General features: G+C 66.2%; 15 protein-coding genes. 10 read left to right on the top strand and 5 right to left on the bottom strand.

All coding sequences use genetic code 11. The annotated features are described in order from the left end of the window. The first annotated feature begins 10 nt into the window (after positions 1 to 10). The 6 genes from P12x_RS27015 to P12x_RS26990 all read left to right on the top strand — a co-directional run bounded on the left by P12x_RS27015 (position 11) and on the right by P12x_RS26990 (position 7,507). A complete protein-coding gene (locus tag P12x_RS27015) occupies positions 11 to 340 on the top strand; it encodes a DUF2185 domain-containing protein (RefSeq protein ID WP_435008130.1) in 330 nt (109 codons plus the stop codon). 201 nt (positions 341 to 541) lie between these two features. Further along, complete coding sequence (locus P12x_RS27010) at positions 542 to 1,546, top strand: DUF1573 domain-containing protein (protein WP_435008129.1); 1,005 nt, start codon at positions 542 to 544, stop codon at positions 1,544 to 1,546. Positions 1,547 to 1,832: 286 nt separating this feature from the next. Then, positions 1,833 to 3,098: a TIGR00300 family protein gene (locus P12x_RS27005; protein WP_435008128.1), complete on the top strand. Its 1,266-nt coding sequence runs from the start codon at positions 1,833 to 1,835 to the stop codon at positions 3,096 to 3,098. Between the two features lie 17 nt (positions 3,099 to 3,115). Beyond that, positions 3,116 to 3,988 carry a dimethylarginine dimethylaminohydrolase family protein gene (locus P12x_RS27000; RefSeq protein WP_435008127.1) on the top strand — a complete coding sequence of 291 codons (873 nt, stop codon included), beginning with the start codon at positions 3,116 to 3,118 and terminating at the stop codon, positions 3,986 to 3,988. 69 nt (positions 3,989 to 4,057) lie between these two features. Next, the gene (sixA, locus tag P12x_RS26995; protein ID WP_435008126.1) at positions 4,058 to 4,543 is read left to right on the top strand and encodes a phosphohistidine phosphatase SixA; all 486 of its coding nucleotides are present in this window, start codon (positions 4,058 to 4,060) and stop codon (positions 4,541 to 4,543) included. A 1,260-nt stretch (positions 4,544 to 5,803) separates the two neighbouring features. Then, entirely contained in the window at positions 5,804 to 7,507 is a 1,704-nt protein-coding gene (locus P12x_RS26990) for a hypothetical protein (protein WP_435008125.1), read from the top strand. 132 nt (positions 7,508 to 7,639) lie between these two features. Here P12x_RS26990 and ppk1 read toward each other — a convergent pair whose 3' ends face one another. Then, positions 7,640 to 9,850 carry a polyphosphate kinase 1 gene (ppk1, locus tag P12x_RS26985; protein WP_435008123.1) on the bottom strand — a complete coding sequence of 737 codons (2,211 nt, stop codon included), beginning with the start codon at positions 9,848 to 9,850 and terminating at the stop codon, positions 7,640 to 7,642. A 44-nt stretch (positions 9,851 to 9,894) separates the two neighbouring features. Next, positions 9,895 to 10,770, bottom strand: coding sequence for a deoxyribonuclease IV (locus tag P12x_RS26980; protein WP_435008122.1), 876 nt, complete (start codon positions 10,768 to 10,770; stop codon positions 9,895 to 9,897). A 177-nt stretch (positions 10,771 to 10,947) separates the two neighbouring features. Here P12x_RS26980 and P12x_RS26975 point away from each other — a divergent pair, with 177 nt between their 5' ends. Then, positions 10,948 to 11,403, top strand: coding sequence for a hypothetical protein (locus P12x_RS26975; RefSeq protein WP_435008121.1), 456 nt, complete (start codon positions 10,948 to 10,950; stop codon positions 11,401 to 11,403). Here the strand turns inward: P12x_RS26975 and P12x_RS26970 are convergent, their stop codons facing one another. Together P12x_RS26970 and P12x_RS26965 are read right to left on the bottom strand one after the other, a co-directional pair. Next, on the bottom strand, positions 11,404 to 12,108 hold the full coding sequence (locus tag P12x_RS26970; protein ID WP_435008120.1) for an RraA family protein: 705 nt from the start codon (positions 12,106 to 12,108) through the stop codon (positions 11,404 to 11,406). A gap of 39 nt (positions 12,109 to 12,147) precedes the next feature. After that, complete coding sequence (locus P12x_RS26965) at positions 12,148 to 12,618, bottom strand: hypothetical protein (RefSeq protein WP_435008119.1); 471 nt, start codon at positions 12,616 to 12,618, stop codon at positions 12,148 to 12,150. Positions 12,619 to 12,975: 357 nt separating this feature from the next. On the opposite strand from P12x_RS26965, the gene P12x_RS26960 reads away from it, so the two are divergent. The 3 genes from P12x_RS26960 to P12x_RS26950 all read left to right on the top strand — a co-directional run bounded on the left by P12x_RS26960 (position 12,976) and on the right by P12x_RS26950 (position 16,727). Further along, positions 12,976 to 13,335 carry an STAS domain-containing protein gene (locus tag P12x_RS26960; RefSeq protein WP_435008118.1) on the top strand — a complete coding sequence of 120 codons (360 nt, stop codon included), beginning with the start codon at positions 12,976 to 12,978 and terminating at the stop codon, positions 13,333 to 13,335. Positions 13,336 to 13,445: 110 nt separating this feature from the next. Continuing rightward, on the top strand, positions 13,446 to 16,058 hold the full coding sequence (gene mutS, locus P12x_RS26955) for a DNA mismatch repair protein MutS (RefSeq protein ID WP_435008117.1): 2,613 nt from the start codon (positions 13,446 to 13,448) through the stop codon (positions 16,056 to 16,058). 105 nt (positions 16,059 to 16,163) lie between these two features. Further along, a complete protein-coding gene (locus tag P12x_RS26950; RefSeq protein ID WP_435008116.1) occupies positions 16,164 to 16,727 on the top strand; it encodes a hypothetical protein in 564 nt (187 codons plus the stop codon). Positions 16,728 to 16,756: 29 nt separating this feature from the next. Here the strand turns inward: P12x_RS26950 and P12x_RS26945 are convergent, their stop codons facing one another. Beyond that, positions 16,757 to 17,530, bottom strand: a complete 774-nt coding sequence (locus tag P12x_RS26945) for a heparin lyase I family protein (protein ID WP_435008115.1) — start codon at positions 17,528 to 17,530, stop codon at positions 16,757 to 16,759. Positions 17,531 to 17,546 lie beyond the last annotated feature (16 nt).

Below are 17,546 nucleotides of genomic sequence, written 5' to 3'. Positions count from 1 at the left end.
AGGGGACGCCATGGCAAGCAAGAGACTCCGGCTTCGTGCCGATCAAATCAGGCCCCTCGTCGAGGGACTCGGAGGCTGCTTCGCTTCGGACATGATCCCTGTTCATGGTCACAAGGTCGGCATCATGTATAAGGAGGAGCCGGAGTTCGATGTCGATAGCGGGTGGCGATTCCTGGCGGGCATCGAGTCCCAGGAATATCTTGATGACCCGAAGAACCTGGTCATCTACGATGTAAACACCATCGCCAACTACGATCCGGAAATCATCCCGTACCTCCATGCCACGGTCGGATCAGTGTTTGAGAGGGATGCCAATTCCGGCCACTTTCTCGAAAGTTGATGAGGCGTGAGGACTCACTGGATCTGGTGGTCTCATGAACTATCGACGGGCGAGTTAATGGTGGTTTGCGTAATCTGTGAAGGCTAGCCCCTTCCCGGAGTCTGGCAAAGTTGAGCGCCGGGGGCAATCTCGACGATAACACTCCTTGTGGATTCGCGCAGGAATGGGGATGGATTCCCGGCCATCGCATGGAGGCGAGTGATGACTCGGTTGTTCGCAGTAGCGTTCGCGGGCTTGGTGATGGTCGGTGGTCTGCTGGGGGCCTCCCCGGCGAGCAACTGGCCGGATACCCTGTTCAGCGAGCGGTCTCACGACTTCGGGCCGGTTCCCCGGGGCGGGATCGTCCGGCATCCGTTCGTGTTGACGAACCGTTTGACCGTGCCGATCCAGATCCTCAACCTCCGGGTTTCTTGCGGCTGCACCAGCGGGACCGCGAGCGCCTCGGTGGTCGCTCCGGGCCAGACCGCGATCATCGAAGCCCAGATGGATACGCGGAACTTCGTGGGTCGGAAGTCGACCACCCTGTATGTCGCGGTGATGGCGGGGGGGCAGGAGTCGGAGATCAGCCTGGGTGTCTCGTCCTTGATCCTCAGCGACGTGGTCCTGAACCCTGGCGCGGTGGATTTCGGGACGGTCGCCCGGGGGCAGTCCCCTTCGCAGATCCTGACGATCGACCGGATCGGCAAGCCTGACTGGAAGGTGGTCAAGATGGTCTCGGCCAGCAAGGTGCTGAATGCCTCGCTCCAGGAGACCAAGCGGTACAACGGCGAGGTCGGCTATCGCCTGAACGTCTCGATCAAGCCTGATGTCTCGGCCGGGATCGTCCGCGACGAGATCCGCCTGATCACCAATGATCCAGAGACTCCCGGCATTCCCATCCTGGTCACGGGTCAGATCCAGGGGGACCTCTCGGCCACCCCGAGCCTCCTGGCGCTGGGGAACGTGACCTCGGCCGCCGGGGCCCAGGGTCGTTATCTGGTCCGGGGCTCGAAGCCGTTCGCGATCGCGAAGGTCGAAGGGCTCGGCGACGGCTTCGACCTGAAGGCCGCCGACTCGACCCGCAAGCCCTTGCACGTCCTGACCCTGACCTACAACCCGGCCCTCGGGACCACCCACGGCGACCTGGTCAAGAACTTCCGGATCGTCACTGACCTGCCCGGCGAAGCCCCGCTGGACGTGTCGGCCACGCTGCACATCGAGCCTTGATTCAAGTCCCTGAATCCGGGGGATCCTGCCTCCCTCTCCCTCCGGGAGAGGGTTGGGGAGAGGGTCCCCCGCCTGATCGGTGAGCCTGGAATCGGTTGATTGCGGACTCGATCTTGATGCCACGAACCCTCACCCCGGCCCTCTCCCGGAGGGAGAGGGAGGCAGAGGTAGCAACATTGACGTCAGGCTTCGACCCGCCTCGAAGTGACGAGTTGCTCTCTTCGGGCTACAATAGTTCTATAAGAGGAGAAGGAAAGACCTCGATACCCGGAAGGACGGCCATGATATGGACCGCGACGACCGGCGGAATCCGAAGGCGACCGACTCGACCGAGGGCGTGATCGAGGAGGTCGAGGTCCGGGGTCATATCGTCGACTCGCTCCTGCTGCCCAAGATCCTCGACCGGATCTTGCAGATGGGGGGGACCTTCGAGATCCGCGAATGCCAGATTGGCTCTCGGAGAGTGGACCCCAGCTTTGCCCGGATCGCGATCCGGGCGGGCACGGCCTCGCAGCTCGATGAGATCCTCGGCGACCTCGTCGAGCATGGGGCGTCGCCCGTCAATCCGGACGACGCGAAGGTCGAGCTTGCCGACATCGCCGGGGCCTTCCCCGACTCGTTCTACAGCACGACCAACCAGCGGACCCAGGTCCGGCTCGGCGGCCGGTGGATCGAGGTGGCCGACCAGGAGATGGACTGCGGGATCGTGGTCGACCCGTCGGCCCACACCGCCCGATGCGTGCCGATGATCGACGTGGAAGTCGGCATGCCGATCGTGGTCGGGCACGGCGGGATCCGGGTCATCCCCCTGGAGCGGCCTCGCGAGTCCAGCCTCTTCGGCTTCATGGGATCGGGGGTCTCCAGCGAGAAGCCCAAGGCGGTCAGCCTCCGAGGAGTGGCCGACTCGATCCGGGCGACTCGCGAGGCGGGCCGGAAGGTCCTGCTGGTGGGCGGCCCGGCGATCGTCCATACCGGTTCGGCCCCGCACGTCGCCCAACTGATCCGCGAAGGGTGGATCCAGAGCCTCTTCGCCGGCAATGCCCTCGCCACCCACGACATCGAACAGGCGATCTACGGGACCAGCCTGGGCGTCTCGATCGACCGGGGCGAGGCGATCGAACACGGCCATGAGCACCACCTCAGGACCATCAACACGATCCGCCGGAAGGGCGGGATCCGCCGGGCGGTGGAGTCGGGCCTGATCACGTCGGGGATCATGTACGAATGCATCAAGGCGAACGTGGATGTCGTACTGGCCGGATCGGTCCGGGACGACGGGCCGCTGTCCGAGGTGATCACCGACTCGGTGAAGGCCCAGGCCGCGATGCGGGCCTCGGTCCGCGAGGTCGGCTTCGCCTTGATGATCGCCACGGCCTTGCACTCGATCGCGACCGGGAACTTGCTCCCGGCGTGGGTCAAGGTGGTCTGCGTCGACATCAACCCGGCCACCGTGACCAAGCTGAGCGATCGCGGGACCTTCCAGACCGTCGGCCTGGTGACCGACGTCGAGCCGTTCCTCAGGAGTCTCGCGGCCGAACTGAGCCATCATTGAAGAAGGAGGCGAGGATCATGATCACGACGCCCCGAATCTTGATGTGCCCCCCCGACTTCTACGGGATCGAATACGAGATCAACCCCTGGATGGACCGCGCCATCGGCAGCGACCCGGCCGAGTCGGATCGCCAGTGGCGAGGCCTCCGCGACACTCTGGTCGACCTGGGCGCGACGGTCGAGCTGCTGGATCCCGAACCCGGCCTGCCCGACCTGGTTTTCACGGCCAACGCGGGCCTGGTCTTCGGCACGCTCTTCCTCAGCTCACGCTTCCGTCACGGGGTCCGCCAGGGTGAGACTCCGGTCTTCGACCGATGGGCCAGGGCCCACGGCTTCGAGGTCGAGACCCTGCCCCCGGGCCACAATTTCGAGGGGGCCGGCGACGCCCTCTTCTGCGGCGAGACCCTGTACGCCGGCTATCGGTTCCGGAGCGATGCCAGGAGCCATCAGTGGATCGGCGAGCGGCTGGGGGTGCCGGTGCTCCCGCTGGAACTGGTCGACCCCCGGTTCTATCACCTCGACACCTGCTTCTGCCCGATCGACGCGGACACCGCAATTTATTATCCTGGGGCCTTCGATGACTACGGCCGGTCGGTCCTGGCGGGCCAGATCCCCCGGCTGATCGAGGTCTCGTCCGAGGAGGCGGTCTCCTTCAGCTGCAACGCCGTGGTCGTCGGCCGGACCGTGATCCTCAACGACGGGGCGCCGAAGCTGGCCCGAAATCTGGAGGGAATGGGTTATCAGGTCCGACCGCTCCGCCTGACCGAGTTCATCAAGGCCGGCGGGAGCGCGAAGTGCCTGACGCTCCGCCTGGACGGCGAGGAAGCGGCCTCGTGGAAGCGGAGCCCGACCCTGATCCCCGGCCCGTCGGCCTTCGCGGCAACTGGCTGACCTCCCCTGCCGCCCTCGGTCGATTGCCCTCACTCAAGCCATCCCTGACCTGATCGAAAGCAAACATCGATGCAAGAACTGTACCTGCTCCGCCACGGCCTCGCGGTCCCTCACGGAACTCCGGGGTTCGAGGACGACGACCGGCCGCTGACGCCCGACGGCGAGCGGCGGATCCGACAGATCGGGCGGGGCCTGAAGCGGCTCAAGCTCAAGCTGGTCCGGATCGCCACCAGCCCCCTGCCCCGGGCCTTCCGGACGGCCGAGATCGTCGCCGAGTGCCTCGGCGGTGGCGACCTGCTGGAAGTGGTCGAGGAGCTTCGCCCCGGCTCCGACGCCGGATCGATCCGCGATTGGCTGAAGACCCGGGACGAGACCCGCTTGATGATCGTCGGCCACAACCCGGCCTTTTCAGACCTGGTCGGCCAGCTGGTCACCGGCCGGGAAGGAAGCCCGATCTGCGAGCTTCGCAAGGGCGGTATCGCCGCGCTGGTCGGTGAGCCGGGCGGTACGTATCAGCTCGATTGGATCTCCCGCCCCAAGCTCTTCCGCGCCTGAACCATACCGGTTCGCCCAGCATACCCCGATCATCGACCGAGGAAACCCCGAAGGGCCTCGCTCCCGTCCCCGGTCGGATACTTCGCCTGCAATCATCTCCTCTCGCAATCTCGCTACTGCGGTCGACCGGGCCTCTCCTCAAGGCTCGACGGGCGGGATTGTTGCCCAGAGTCATCATCCCGCCGACTTCATCCATAGAAGTTCCGCGCCAGGATTGCTTGTGATTTCCAGGGTGTTACCCTAGCTTCGACAGTTCGCTGGTTTATTAAACTATCCTCAGCAGGAGTTCTTCCCGAGCCTCGGGGAGAATTTCGCCCCGCAGTCCCTCGATCGATCCCGTTGAATCGGCCATCCGGTCGACCGGCCAGCCCGTCGTCAGGTGCACACCCCGTCGAGCGGCCTCATTCGCTCGCGGAAGGCCGCCGCCGGTCCTGGAGTTCTCTTGATCGGATCCTGCCCCCTCCGCCCTAGCTCCCTGCCGTTTCTGCCGGATCTAGCCCCGCCCGCGAGCGGCCGGGGCGGGGTTCCGCATTCTTGCGCCTGAGAGCTTGTTTATGTGATCGCGGTCATAGGTTTGTTGGCCTGGTCCGCCCGGCCGGCATCCCCGCGAGTCAGGGTGCCGGGACGCCCCTTCGAGTCGTGTCGATCCCGGGCGGCACGATCCCGAAAATATTGTTTCGTATACTTTTCAAATCATGTCCTAAAGTCAAATTGTTCGAGTTGATAAATCGAGACGGTGCGTCGAGGAGCGACCCTCCTCGATCGTGGAGCGCAGTTTGATGAGAGATCGAGGAACCTTCCAGGATTCCCGCGGACCCTTCGCCTGTCCCGGACGACTGAAGAGACCATCCCCCAAGCCTGCGGCCCTCGCGCCATCGAGCACGGCGGTCACGTCCCATTTCGCCCTCTCGCGTCCTTCGGCTCCCGACCGGAGATCCGGCGGGACATCGGCCCAGGATCGGCCGAGCCGAAGTGACCCCGATGGCCGGGGGACTGGTCCGAGACGTGCTCCCATCCTCGGTCAGGCCAGTTGATGTCGAACTGACGAGGCCGAGATTGCTCCGGCCTCGGGCCTCGTTCGATGATCCCGACTCCCCCCTCCGCCCGCGTCCCGCCGGATTCGATCATCCGGCCGCGATGCCCTTGCCCGTCCCCTCCCCTCGGAACTCGACCGGACCCGCCCCCTGGCGGCAGGGTCCATCCTCCATCGGCCATGAGGCCGCTCGACACAACTTCGAACCGACGACCCGGAGACCTGCCTTGAAGACGATCCGACGATTGACCGCAAGCCTGTTCGCCCTCGGCTTGATCGCGAACCCTTGTCTCGGCCAGGCGCATCTGGGTCGAGCTCCCGGGATCAATCTCGGGGCCGGCGTGCTGGCTTACGACAACTCGACCCTGATCTTCGCCGACCTCATCCGGGGAGCCGGCACCTTCAACGGATTCCGGGGAGTCGAACCGGTGCCCGCCTATGACGCGAAGGGCTGGCCGACGCGGGTCGACGCGTCGACCGGGCCGACTTCGCTGGTGGTGGCACTTTACGCCGACCTGCCGGTGGGGTGGTATACCCTGACCGCGAAGGGCGTGGGAAGGGTCCGGTTGAGCGGGGGATTCGACGGCCAGTTCTGGAGAGAGGTCACCTTCAACGGCGATGGCCTGCCGCGTCGGGTCTATCTGCCCACGGGGGGAGTCCCCAGGTTCTGGCAGATCGAATTCATGATGGTCGAGTCCCGGGCGAGCAATCCGATCCGCGACGTCTCGTTCGTCCTGCCCGGCCACGTGGGCCGCACGTTTTATCAGCGCTATCTCGACGACCTCAAGCCTTTCTCGACGCTCCGGATCATGGACTGGCAAGCGACCAACGGATCCAAGCAGGTCAATTGGAGCGATCGAACGGCATCCCAGAAATTCTCCTACCGCGGCCGGGGTCGGATCGAGGAGGAGACGGCCTGCGAGCTGGCCAATCTCCTCGGGAAGGACCTCTGGATCTGCATCCCGGCGCTGGCCTCGGACGACTACGTTCGCCGGCTGGCCCGCCTGGTCGATCAACATCTCGACCCTCGCCTGAGGCTCTACGTCGAGTTCAGCAACGAGGTCTGGAATACCGGGATGCCGCAGTGGTCGCAGCTCATGGCGCTTCGCGATCAGAATAACCAGGGCCTGGGAGCCTGGGAATGGATCGCTCGCCGGGATGGCCGGCTCGTGAACCTCTTCAAGTCGAGGGTCTCGCCGAGTCGAGCATGCATCCGGGTCCTCGCCCGACAGGCCGGCTATCAGGCCACGCTCACGGTTGCCCTCAAGCAATATCAGGCCGACGGATATCGCTTCGACGCGATCAGCTGCGCGGGTTACTTCGTCAGCAAGACCAATCTCAATACCGCGACGACCCAGTACAAGACCAATCCATCGGCGGCCGTGACGTCGGTGATCAATGGGCTTTACGGTTCGATCCCCGAGATCGCCGCCCAGGTCGCCTGGTACAAGGCCAAGGCCGACTGGTACGGCGTTCCCCTGGTCCTCTATGAGGGCGGCCAGCACGTCAACTACTGGCAGAATGATAACGCGACGCCGCTGCTGATCGCGGTCAATCGAGATCCGCGGATGGGGCTGGCCTATAGCCATTTCATCAACGCCCTGCCCTCCTCGATCGGCGGAGTCTGCTGGTATGCTGACAGCGGGACCTATTCCAAGTGGGGCTGCTGGGGCCTGAAGGAGCGTACCGGCCAATCCAGCGCGACGGCCCACAAGTACCGGGCCGTGACCCAGGGATACACCTCGGGCTTGACGGTGGCCGCTCCCCCGCCTTCGGGATCGCACGTGTCCAAGCGGGACACGATGTACTCGGGGATGTCGAGCGGCCTCGACCTGGGCGATTATGGCTGGGACGGGGCGTACCAGACTCCGGAGTGGACGGGGGATCAAGGCGAGATCGAGCCGATCGGCAGCAGGGAGGATCAGCCCTGAGCCTCGGCGAACGCGGGTCCGGTCGCCTCCGGACCCGGACGCCGATCGCGAGTTCGAGCCCTGCGGCCCCCTTGCACCGCCGGGCTCGCGCCAGGAGGGGTGGCCCGGGGACGGTCGGTCCTCGCGAACGGCTCAGCCTTCGTAGGCCCGGAACAGGTGGTTGGAGTCCGAGTTGACCCGGCTGGGCCGGATCGGATCGGCCACCGAGAGTTCGCGGGCCATGTTCTGGAATTCGATCTGCGACCGGATCGCGGGCTCGCCGGGGAGGGCCGGCTCGACCCTCAGGTAGCTCCCATCGGGCTGGAGTTCGCGAGCCTTGACATTGTCCATCAGGGAGATGCCGAGCAGGCCGTCGACGATCCGGCTCCGGAGCCGGGGGTCCTCGATCGGGAAGAGGATCTCGACCCTCCGGCGGAAGTTCCGGGGCATCCAGTCGGCCGAGGAGAGGAAGACCTGCGGGTCGTCGTCGTTCTGGAAGTAGCTGATCCGCGAGTGCTCCAGGAACTTGTCGATGATGCTGACGACCCGGATGTTCTCCGAGATCCCGGGCAGGCCCGGCCGGAGGCAGCAGATCCCGCGGACGATCAGGTCGATCCGGACTCCGGCCCGGCTCGCCGCGCTCAGGGCGACGATGGCCTGCGGGTCGACCAGCGAGTTCATCTTGGCGATGATCCGCGCGGGCCGGCCTGCCTCGGCGTTCATCCGCTCGCGGTCGATCAGGGAGATCAGGCGATCGGCCAGGTTCATCGGCGCGATCGTCAGCTTCTTCCAGCCATGCCCCTGCGAGTAGCCGGTCAGCAGGTTGAACAGGGCGCTGGCGTCCTCGCCGAAGTCGGGGCGGCAGGTGAAGAAGCTCAGATCGGTGTAGATCTTGGCGGTGGTCGGGTTGTAGTTACCGGTCCCGAGGTGGACGTATCGACGGATTCCGTCCTTGTCGCGGCGGACGACCAGGCAGGCCTTGCAGTGGGTCTTCAGGCCGACCATCCCGTAAACGACGTGGACCCCGGCCTTCTGGAGGGCCCGGGCCTTGACGATGTTGTTCTCCTCGTCGAGCCGGGCCTGGAGCTCGACCAGGGCCGTGACCTGCTTGCCATTCTCGGCGGCTCGGGCCAGCGCGGTGATGATCGGGTTGGCCTCGGCGGTCCGATAGAGCGTCTGCTTGATCGCCAGGACGTTCGGGTCCTCGGCCGCCTGCTCGATGAACTGGATGACCGACTCGAACGACTCGTAAGGGTGGTGGACCAGGAGGTCTTGCTCGCGGATTGCCGCGAAGATGTCGGCCCCGTTGGCCAGGGCGGCGGGCATCTGGGGCTCGTAGGTGGGCTCCTTCAGCTCGCGGAACCCCTCAATCTTCCAGAGGGCCGACAAAACGGTGAGGTCGACCGGGCCGGCCACCTTGTAGACGTCCCGGTCGTCGAGGTCCAGCGCTGAGGCCATCTGGAGCTGCGCGAGGAACCCCTCGTCGACCCTCTGGTCGATCTCCAGTCGGACCGCGGCTCCCCACTTCCTCATCCGGAGCGTCTCCTGGACCGTCGACAGGAGGCTGCTCTTGACCTCGGTCTCCTGGATCGTCAGGTCGCTGTTGCGGGTCACGCGGAACGGCACGCAGGCGGCCACCTGGAAGCCCCCGAAGAGGGCGTCGAGCCTCGGCGCGATCACCGATTCCAGGAGGACGAACCGATTCTTGGCCGGCCCGTCGCCCGCCTTGGGCAGGGGGACCAGGCGGTTCAGGACCGAGGGGACCTGGAGGACCGCGTAGAGCTGACGGGGGGGGTCCTGGCCCAGCGTCTCGATCCGGAGGATCAGGTTGAGGCTCTTGTTGTGCAGGTGCGGGAAGGGGTGCGCCGGGTCGATCGCCAGCGGGGTCAGGACCGGGTAGACCTGGCTGTCGAAGTAGCTATCGAGGTAGGAGATCTCCTCGGGGCTGAGTTCTTCGGGCTCGCAGACCAGGATCCCATACTTGGCGAGCTGGGGGCGGAGCAACTCGTGCCAGGTCTGGTACTGGCGATCGACGAAGTCGTGCGCCCTTTTCGAGATCTCGGAGACCTGGGCCAGCGGGCTCATCCCCTCGGGCGGGGTGTCCTGGGGCTCCAGGCTGTCGTAGAGCTGCGCCTGGAGCCCGGCCACGCGGACCTCGAAGAACTCGTCGAGGTTCGACGCCGAGATCGCCAGGAACCGGAGCTGTTCCAGGAGCGGGTTCGATTCGTCGCGGGCCTCTTCCAGGACCCGTTCGTCGAAGTCGAGCCAGCTCAGCTCGCGGTTGATGAAGAGGCTGGCTTCGTCGGCCGCCGAAGGGCTGGCCGTGGTCGAGCTTGTCTTGCTGTTCGTCGGGAACTCATCCATCCGAGACTACCCCTCCCGTCCCGCGCCGCTCGCATCAGAGGGGGTCAAGCGCTGACGGCCGACGCTGCTTCGAGCCCCCGGAGGAGTCGAAGGTTCACGGCGTCGAGGTCCTCACCCTCTTCTTCACCCTTGGGCGTCTCCAGGATCATCGGAAGATGCCGGAAACGCGGGTCGTTGACCAGTCGCCGGAATGGCTCGATGCCGATGTGTCCGCGGCCGATCCCGGCGTGTCGGTCGACCCGGCTCCCCTGTGGCTTCAGGCTGTCGTTGAGGTGCCAGACTCGGACCTGCTCGGTCCCGATTGCCCGGTCCAACTCCGCCATCGTATCATGGTACTCGGTGTCCGTCCCCAGGGGATACCCCGCCGCGAAAATATGGCAGGTATCCACGCAAACCCCGAGCCGCTCGGGCTCCTCGACCATCTCCAGGAGCCGCCCGATATGCTCGAACCGGTGCCCCAGGCAGGTCCCCTGCCCCGCGGTTGTCTCCAGCGCAATCTTGAGGGCCACCCCGCGGGTCCGCCGGTGGACCTCATCCAGCCCCCTGGCGATCCGGCCGAGCCCGGCCTCCTCCCCCTGCCCCACGTGGGCCCCGGGGTGCATCACCAGGTCGCCGATCCCCAGGGCCTCGCCTCGTTCGATCTCCAGGGCCGTCGAGGCGATCGACTTCTCCCAGAGGGCATCATCGGGGCTGGCCAGGTTGATCAGGTACGAGGCATGCGCGATCGGCTCGGAGACCCCCGTCTCGGCCAGGGCCGCGCGGAAGGCCGAGACGTGGGCGTCGGTCAACGCCGCGGCTCGCCACTGATTATTGCTCTTGGTGAACACCTGGACGGTCGAGAACCCGACCGCGTGCGCCGAGCGGACCGCGCGGTCGTGACCGCCGGCCATCGACATGTGGGAACCGAATTTCGCTCTCATCGGCCTCGATCCTTCGAGGTGGGGGAATCCCGGGCGGTCGACGGGGCGAAGGCCGATCGAGGATCCGGCCGGTTCGTCCCTCGCCCCTCCGGACGCCCGCTTGCTCGCCCGGGCTTCATCAATCTATAATACACGCGAACGCGGGAGGACGGAACGCGGATCATCGGAGGAACGGCCATGGGCTGGATCATCTGGGGCGTTGTCCTGCCAGCCTGCCTGGTCGCTTCCTGGCTGATCGTCCGCAAGCCGCTCCGTCAGGTCGTCGAGGAATTGCAGGTCGATCAGGCCCGACTCTCCTTCCGTCAGCAGCGCGAGTGGCTGGAGGCCCGGTTCCTCAAGGCGATGGGCCAGGTCGACCCGATCGAGCGACTTCGCTGGGAGGACGCCCACTGGCATGACGAGGTCCTCTGGGCCCGCGACAAGCAGACTCAGCGACTCCTCGCCCTGGTCGAGATCCACTTCGAGACCGAAGCCTTCGACGAATCCTCGACGCGCCACGCCACCGCGCTCTTCGAGTATCGCAAGGGGCGCTGGATCGCCGAGGGGAAGAGCCTCGACGCCACCCGGCCGGTCGACGCCCTGGTCCGACACGGCCGGTATCAGGCGGTGGTCCTCCCGCAGCGTCGGGCCTGATCACTCGCGAATCTTCGACTTCATGTCGGCCCGGAGCCGGATGTACTCCTCCAGGTCGAACAGATTCGACCGGCAATGTTCCAGGAGCGGCCGCTCCAGCCGTTCGACCTCGGCGCAGGCGTCGAGCAGCTTGGTGGCGCAATCGATCGGGATCAGGCAGACGCCGTGCTTGTCGGCGTGGATCAGCTCGCCGGGCATGACCTCGACCCCGGCCAGCTTGACCGGCTTGCCGAAGTCGACCAGCCGGACGTAGGCGTGGCTCACGCAGGGGTTGAGCCCGAAGAGCTGGAACCCCAGGGCGTGGACCTCGTCGAGGTCGCGGGGGCAGCCGTCGGTGATGTGGCCGACGCAGCCGAGCTTCTGGTGAATCGTGGCGTTGACCTCGCCGAACTGCGCCCCCAGGCCGGGGGGATTGTCGAGGTCCTGCCCCACCGCGATCTTGGGGCCGGGCTGGGCCGCGACATAGCGGAGGTAGTCGGCGTTCAGGTCGGGTCCCGTCTCGGTTGGGGGCGCGGCCTGGGTGACCGAGGTCACCGCGTAGCCGACGATCGGCCCGAGGTCCGGCAGCAGGCACCGGATCTGGTGGGGGAGGAATCCGAGGTGCCGTCCCCGGATATTGAACACCTCGATCGCGTTGGCGATCGTCGGCGTGTTGTATTTCTTGAGGGCTTCGAGCTGCTCGGCGGTCGGCAGAGAGGTCGGCATCGGCGGGCTCCGGTCCGTTCGAGGATTCCAGCCGGTAGCCTACCGCGACGGGACTCCCTCGACAATCGGGCCGACGCCCGTCGCGGTTCGTCGGGATCGTCCCCGACCGATCCGACGCGCCAGGGGCCAGGCCGCGAAGCAGGCCGGGGGAATCCAGCCGGGGATGCCGATCCACCGGCTGGCGATCGCCCCGGAATACCGGGTCGGCTCGTAGGGGTCCTCGGCGACGTCGCGGATCAGCCACCACCCCAGGCGATTCGCGAGGCTCCGGGGCATCGGGGTGATGGAGGGGGCCAGCAGCGTCCCGCCCGGGTCCCACCAATCGAGCGGATGATCGCCGGGTTCGTGAAATTGCTCGGCCGACCCCGCCCAGAAGCACCGGGCGTCCCACCGGACTCGGTCATAGCGGACGAGGACTCGACCTGCCCGAGCTTCCTCGAAATCGAACCCGGCCGTTGTGTACCACCGATCGCTGGAGATCCAGAGGAGCGTCAAGCCGATCGCGATCAACCCGGAGAGCCCGGAGAGCAGGCTGGCGAGGTGAGGCCAGGACCGCCTGAGGACGTCGGTCAGCAGTTTATTCCCCGAAGCAGAGCATGAGCGACGTTCCCCGGCCGCCCCGCATGGCCGGGATGCGCGGCATTCTAGCTGTCAATGTGGACTGCCGTCAATCATCGGAGCGTGAGTCCGGTCGGCCCTTGCTTCCCGGTCGCGATCTGGTCATTCTGTAAGCTATGATTGTCCGGTAGGTCTGTCGCGTAGGCCGATCCGGTGCCGAGATATCGCGCCTCTCCGGGGTCGGCGGTCTCGGTCGAACCGATTCACGAATTGCCCCAAGCCCGACCCAGTGATGAGGAGTCTGCCTCGATGTCGCAAGCCCCACGCCGTCATCTCCGCCTCGAGAACGTGGATGGGGTCACGGTCGTCAGCTTCGTGGACACGAAGATCGTGACCGACGAGAACATCCAGGAAGTAGGCGATCAGCTTTATGCTCTGGTGGAAGACGAGGGACACAAGGACCTCCTGCTGAACTTCGGCAATGTCCAGTATCTATCGTCGGCCGCTCTCGGCAAGCTGATCAACCTCAAGAAGAAGGTCGGTGCGGTCAAGGGCAAGCTCAAGCTCTGCTGCATCCACCCCGATCTCCTCGAAGTCTTCCGGATCACCCGTCTCGACCAGGTCTTCGAGATCCACTCCGAAGAACAGGCCGCGCTCGACAAGTTCTGAGCCGATCATCCGTATGAACATTCCTCCGCAGGGCTTGCCCTGCCCTGCTCCGTTCGTTTCGAACGCCGGGGCGGCGCGTCCCGACTCCTCGCCCGGCTCCGCCGCCCTCAATGAGCAGTGACCTCCCCGCGACCCCGATGATGCAGCAGTATCGCGAGCTCAAGGCTCGCGATCCCGAGGCGCTGTTGCTCTTCCGGATGGGCGACTTCTACGAGATGTTCGGCGACGACGCCGAACGGGCCAGCGAACTCCTCGGCCTGGCCGTCGCCACCCGCGACAAGGATAAGGGGCCCAACGCCACCAAGATGGCGGGCTTCCCCCACCCCGCGCTCGAATCGTACCTGGCCCGGCTGGTCAAGGCCGGCGTCCGGGCCGCGGTCTGCGAACAGGTGGAAGACCCCCGGTTCGCCAAGGGGGTCGTCAAGCGGGACATCGTCCGGGTCGTCACGCCGGGAACCCTGACCGAGGACGCCTTCCTCGATCCCCGGGTCGCGAACTACTTGGCGGCGGTGGTGGAGGTCCGGGGCAAGCTCGGCCTGGCCTGGGTGGAACTCTCGACCGGCCGGTTCTCACTGACCTGCGTCTCGCGGACCGAATTAGTCGACGAGATGGCCCGGCTCAACCCGCCGGAAGTCCTGATCTCCGAGACGGCGCTCGAAGCCCCCTGGGTCCGGACCCTCCGCTTCGACTCGAAGCTGGTGGTCACCCCCCGGCCCTCCTGGGATTTCGTCCTCGAACAGGCGCAGAAGGTCCTCAACGAGCAGTTCGCCACGACCACCCTGGCCGGGTTCGGGATCGAGGACGATTGCCCCGAGGTCCAGGCCGCCGGGGCCTTGATCGCGTACCTCCGAGACACCCAGAAGACCGCGATCGGCCATATCGCCCGCCTGACGCCCTACCACCGTAAGGACGTCCTGGCGCTCGACGAGATGACTCGGAGGAGCCTGGAACTGACCCGGACCCTCCGCGACGCCCGCCGCGAAGGCTCGCTCCTCCAGGCGATCGACCGGACCTGCACGCCGATGGGGGCCCGGCTCCTGAGCGACTGGTTGACCTCCCCCCTGACCAACCTGGTCGCGATCGTCGAGCGTCACGAGGCCGTCGCCGAGCTGGTCCGCGATACCGGCCTCCGCTCCGACCTCCGGGCCGTGCTCGGCGGGGCCAGCGACCTGGAACGGCTGGCCGCCCGGATCGGGACCGGGCGGGCCTCGCCCCGGGACCTCGTCGCGCTCGCCCGGACGCTCGCGGTCCTGCCCAAGGTCAAGGCTCGCCTCACGGCCCGGCCCTCGAAGCGACTGGCCGAGCTGGAAGCAGGGATCGAACTCTGCCCCGAGGTCCGAGCCGCGATCGAGTCGGCCCTGGTCGACGACCCCCCGCTCGCGATCAAGGAAGGCGGACTGATCCGCGACGGCTACCATGCCGACCTCGACGAGCAGCGCGACCTGGCCCGGGGCGGCAAGACCTGGATCGCCCGCTATCAGTCCGACCAGGTCCGCCGGACCGGGATCAACGGCCTGAAGGTCGGCTTCAACAAGGTCTTCGGCTACTACATCGAGGTCACCCACGCCCAGAGCGGCAACGGGGCCAAGATCCCCGGCGACTACATCCGCAAGCAGACCGTCAAGAACGCCGAGCGCTACATCACCCCCGAGCTGAAGGAATACGAGGACAAGGTCCGGAACGCCGAGGATCGCGCCAACGCCCTCGAATATGAACTTTTCACGACCCTCCGGGATCGCGTGGCCGCCGACGCCCCCCGGCTGGTCCAGGCGGGGGCCGTCCTGGCGCAGATCGACGTCCTCTGCGGCCTGGCCGAACTCGCCGCCAAGCAGGGCTATTGCCGCCCCGAGATGTTCGAGGAGCCCATCCTCGAAATCGAGGCCGGTCGGCATCCCGTGCTCGACGTCCTGATGCCCCCCGGCGCGTTCGTGCCCAACGACCTGAAGCTCGAACCCCACCAGAGCCAGGTCCTCCTGATCACCGGGCCGAACATGGCCGGCAAGAGCACCTATATCCGGCAAGTGGCCCTCACCGCGATCCTCGCCCAGATGGGGGGATTCGTCCCCGCCCGGAGCGCCCGCGTCGGGATCGTCGATCGGCTGTTCGCCAGGGTCGGCGCGACCGACGAATTAGGCCGAGGGCAGAGCACGTTCATGGTCGAGATGACCGAGACGGCCAACATCCTCAACAATGCCACCCCCCGGAGCCTGGTGATCCTCGACGAGATCGGCCGGGGGACCAGCACCTTCGACGGCGTCTCGCTCGCCTGGGCGATCGCCGAGCACATCCACGACCAGGTTGGGGCCCGGACCCTCTTCGCCACCCACTACCACGAGCTGGTCGAACTCGAGAAGACCAAGCCCCGGCTCCGGAACGCCAACGTCGCGGTCCGCGAGCACGACGGGGAGATCGTCTTCCTCCACCGGATCGTCCCCGGGGGGGCCGACCAGAGTTACGGAATCCACGTCGCCCGCCTCGCCGGAGTCCCTAGCCCCGTCCTGACCAGAGCCCGGGAGATCCTCGCCTTCCTCGAAAAGCAGCACGTCCCCGAGTCCACCGCCGGCCCCGTCCCCAGGGTCAAGACCGGCCGGGCCCTGCAAAACAGCCTCTTCGCCGCCCTGCCCGACCCGATCCTGGAAGAGCTCCGGAACATCGACATCGTGGGCCTCGCGCCCGAACAGGCGCTCGACCTGGTCCGCAGGCTCCGCGAACTGGCCGGATGATCGATCACGATCTCATACCATATAAAATCGGGACGGCTGGCGGCCGCACCTGCCTTCTTCGAATCGGGGCGATCGAGGTCGGGAGCCTGGCGGAGGCGATCATCGGTGGAATGGCTTGACCCCTGGTGGTCAACGGCCGAGTGGGGACAGGAAGTCGCCGTCACACTCGAACGTGAACTCGTCCGAGAGGTTGGCCCCGGCCACCCGCTTCACGGGATCCCATCGAAGGCGATCGGCAAGCATGCGAGCTGCGATGAGGTGCTGTTTCAGCTGCTCGACGGCACGGGCCGGGTGGCGGTCGTCCACCTGACCTGGTCCCGGTACCTGCCCGAGGAACCGCCCTGGCCCGCGACCGAGATCTATTCCAGCCTGGAGGAGTGGGCCGAGCTGGGCATGCGCCCCGACTCGGAGGAATGCCGAGGAACCCCCGGCCAAGCTTCGCTGCTGGGCCCGTCGGAAGATCGCTGGTTCGAGGTCTGGGCGGACGACCGGGGCCTTGATCTTCCCTATCTCCTGATCGTCCGACCGGCCCCGGACGGGAAGCGGCGCCTCCGGGTGTTCGACCCGAACCAGGGGAACCGCGTCGTCTTCGAGAGCGAGGATTACGAGGTCGTGAAAATATGGCTGCTCGAAGGAGAGTTCGAGCTGGTGAGGGGGAGATCGAGATGATTCTAGCAAGCTCCCGAAGACCCCCGCCGTCACCTCGCCTTCGCCTCGTCCGGCTCGCGGATCTCGATCTCCTCCAGCGTCGTGGCGCAGAGGATGTCATCGAAGTAGATGGTGTCTTCCGACTTGCTGTGCGGGGTGCGATGGATGCCCGGCTGGGAGAAATAGACGGCCTCCGGCCCCTTGGTCTGGACCTTCTTGTCCAGGACCTCCACGCCGTCCCACCAGAGCCTGACGTTCCCCTTGGTCGGATCCTCGGACCAGTGGATGTGCATGCCGAGCTGGTGCCACTTGCCGGTGGCGAAGTCGGCCTCCCAGTGGACGCCCTTCCGGCCCAGGTTCCCCGTGCCGTACTTGATGAGCGTGCCCGACCCGTCCGCCTTCGGCTCCACCCACCAGGTCATCACGTTGTTGTAGCGCGGGGGCGGGCTCCCCTCCCAGTAGAAGAAATTGTCGCGATCTTTGGGTGCGTCCTTCATGAACAGGTAGAACGACACGAAGGTGTCGGAGCCCTCCTCGACCGTGACCTTGGGCCCGTTGGCCTGGACCCGGAGTTGTCGGGCGTTGAAGACGTTCTCCTCGTGGATCGTGAACCGGCCCGAGTACTTGCCCGAGTGGACGACGTCGGTGTCGACCTCGATGTGCCCCGGCTTGATGTTCCTGCTCCGGCCGGTGAACTGGCTGAAGTCGCCGGTCTCGAAGTCGGCCTTGAAGAGGATCTCGGCCGACGCCGGGTCGGGCCGGCAGGTCGCGATCGAGAAGTAGACGAGTGACGCCAGGAAGGCCGGTCGGATCATCGAAGTCATGGGGCACCTCGTGGGC

The organism is Tundrisphaera lichenicola, from assembly GCF_051175385.1.
Classification (GTDB): domain Bacteria; phylum Planctomycetota; class Planctomycetia; order Isosphaerales; family Isosphaeraceae; genus Tundrisphaera; species Tundrisphaera lichenicola.
This window is presented reverse-complemented; position numbering and strand designations above follow the sequence as displayed.

Bases quoted from the DNA above. Each gene is read 5' to 3' on its own strand.
- P12x_RS27015 (WP_435008130.1), top strand. From the start codon at position 11: ATGGCAAGCAAGAGACTCCGGCTTCGTGCCGATCAAATCAGGCCCCTC.
- P12x_RS27010 (WP_435008129.1), top strand. From the start codon at position 542: ATGACTCGGTTGTTCGCAGTAGCGTTCGCGGGCTTGGTGATGGTCGGT.
- P12x_RS27005 (WP_435008128.1), top strand. From the start codon at position 1,833: ATGGACCGCGACGACCGGCGGAATCCGAAGGCGACCGACTCGACCGAG.
- P12x_RS27000 (WP_435008127.1), top strand. From the start codon at position 3,116: ATGATCACGACGCCCCGAATCTTGATGTGCCCCCCCGACTTCTACGGG.
- sixA (WP_435008126.1), top strand. From the start codon at position 4,058: ATGCAAGAACTGTACCTGCTCCGCCACGGCCTCGCGGTCCCTCACGGA.
- ppk1 (WP_435008123.1), bottom strand. From the start codon at position 9,850: ATGGATGAGTTCCCGACGAACAGCAAGACAAGCTCGACCACGGCCAGC.
- P12x_RS26980 (WP_435008122.1), bottom strand. From the start codon at position 10,770: ATGAGAGCGAAATTCGGTTCCCACATGTCGATGGCCGGCGGTCACGAC.
- P12x_RS26975 (WP_435008121.1), top strand. From the start codon at position 10,948: ATGGGCTGGATCATCTGGGGCGTTGTCCTGCCAGCCTGCCTGGTCGCT.
- P12x_RS26970 (WP_435008120.1), bottom strand. From the start codon at position 12,108: ATGCCGACCTCTCTGCCGACCGCCGAGCAGCTCGAAGCCCTCAAGAAA.
- P12x_RS26960 (WP_435008118.1), top strand. From the start codon at position 12,976: ATGTCGCAAGCCCCACGCCGTCATCTCCGCCTCGAGAACGTGGATGGG.
- mutS (WP_435008117.1), top strand. From the start codon at position 13,446: ATGAGCAGTGACCTCCCCGCGACCCCGATGATGCAGCAGTATCGCGAG.
- P12x_RS26945 (WP_435008115.1), bottom strand. From the start codon at position 17,530: ATGACTTCGATGATCCGACCGGCCTTCCTGGCGTCACTCGTCTACTTC.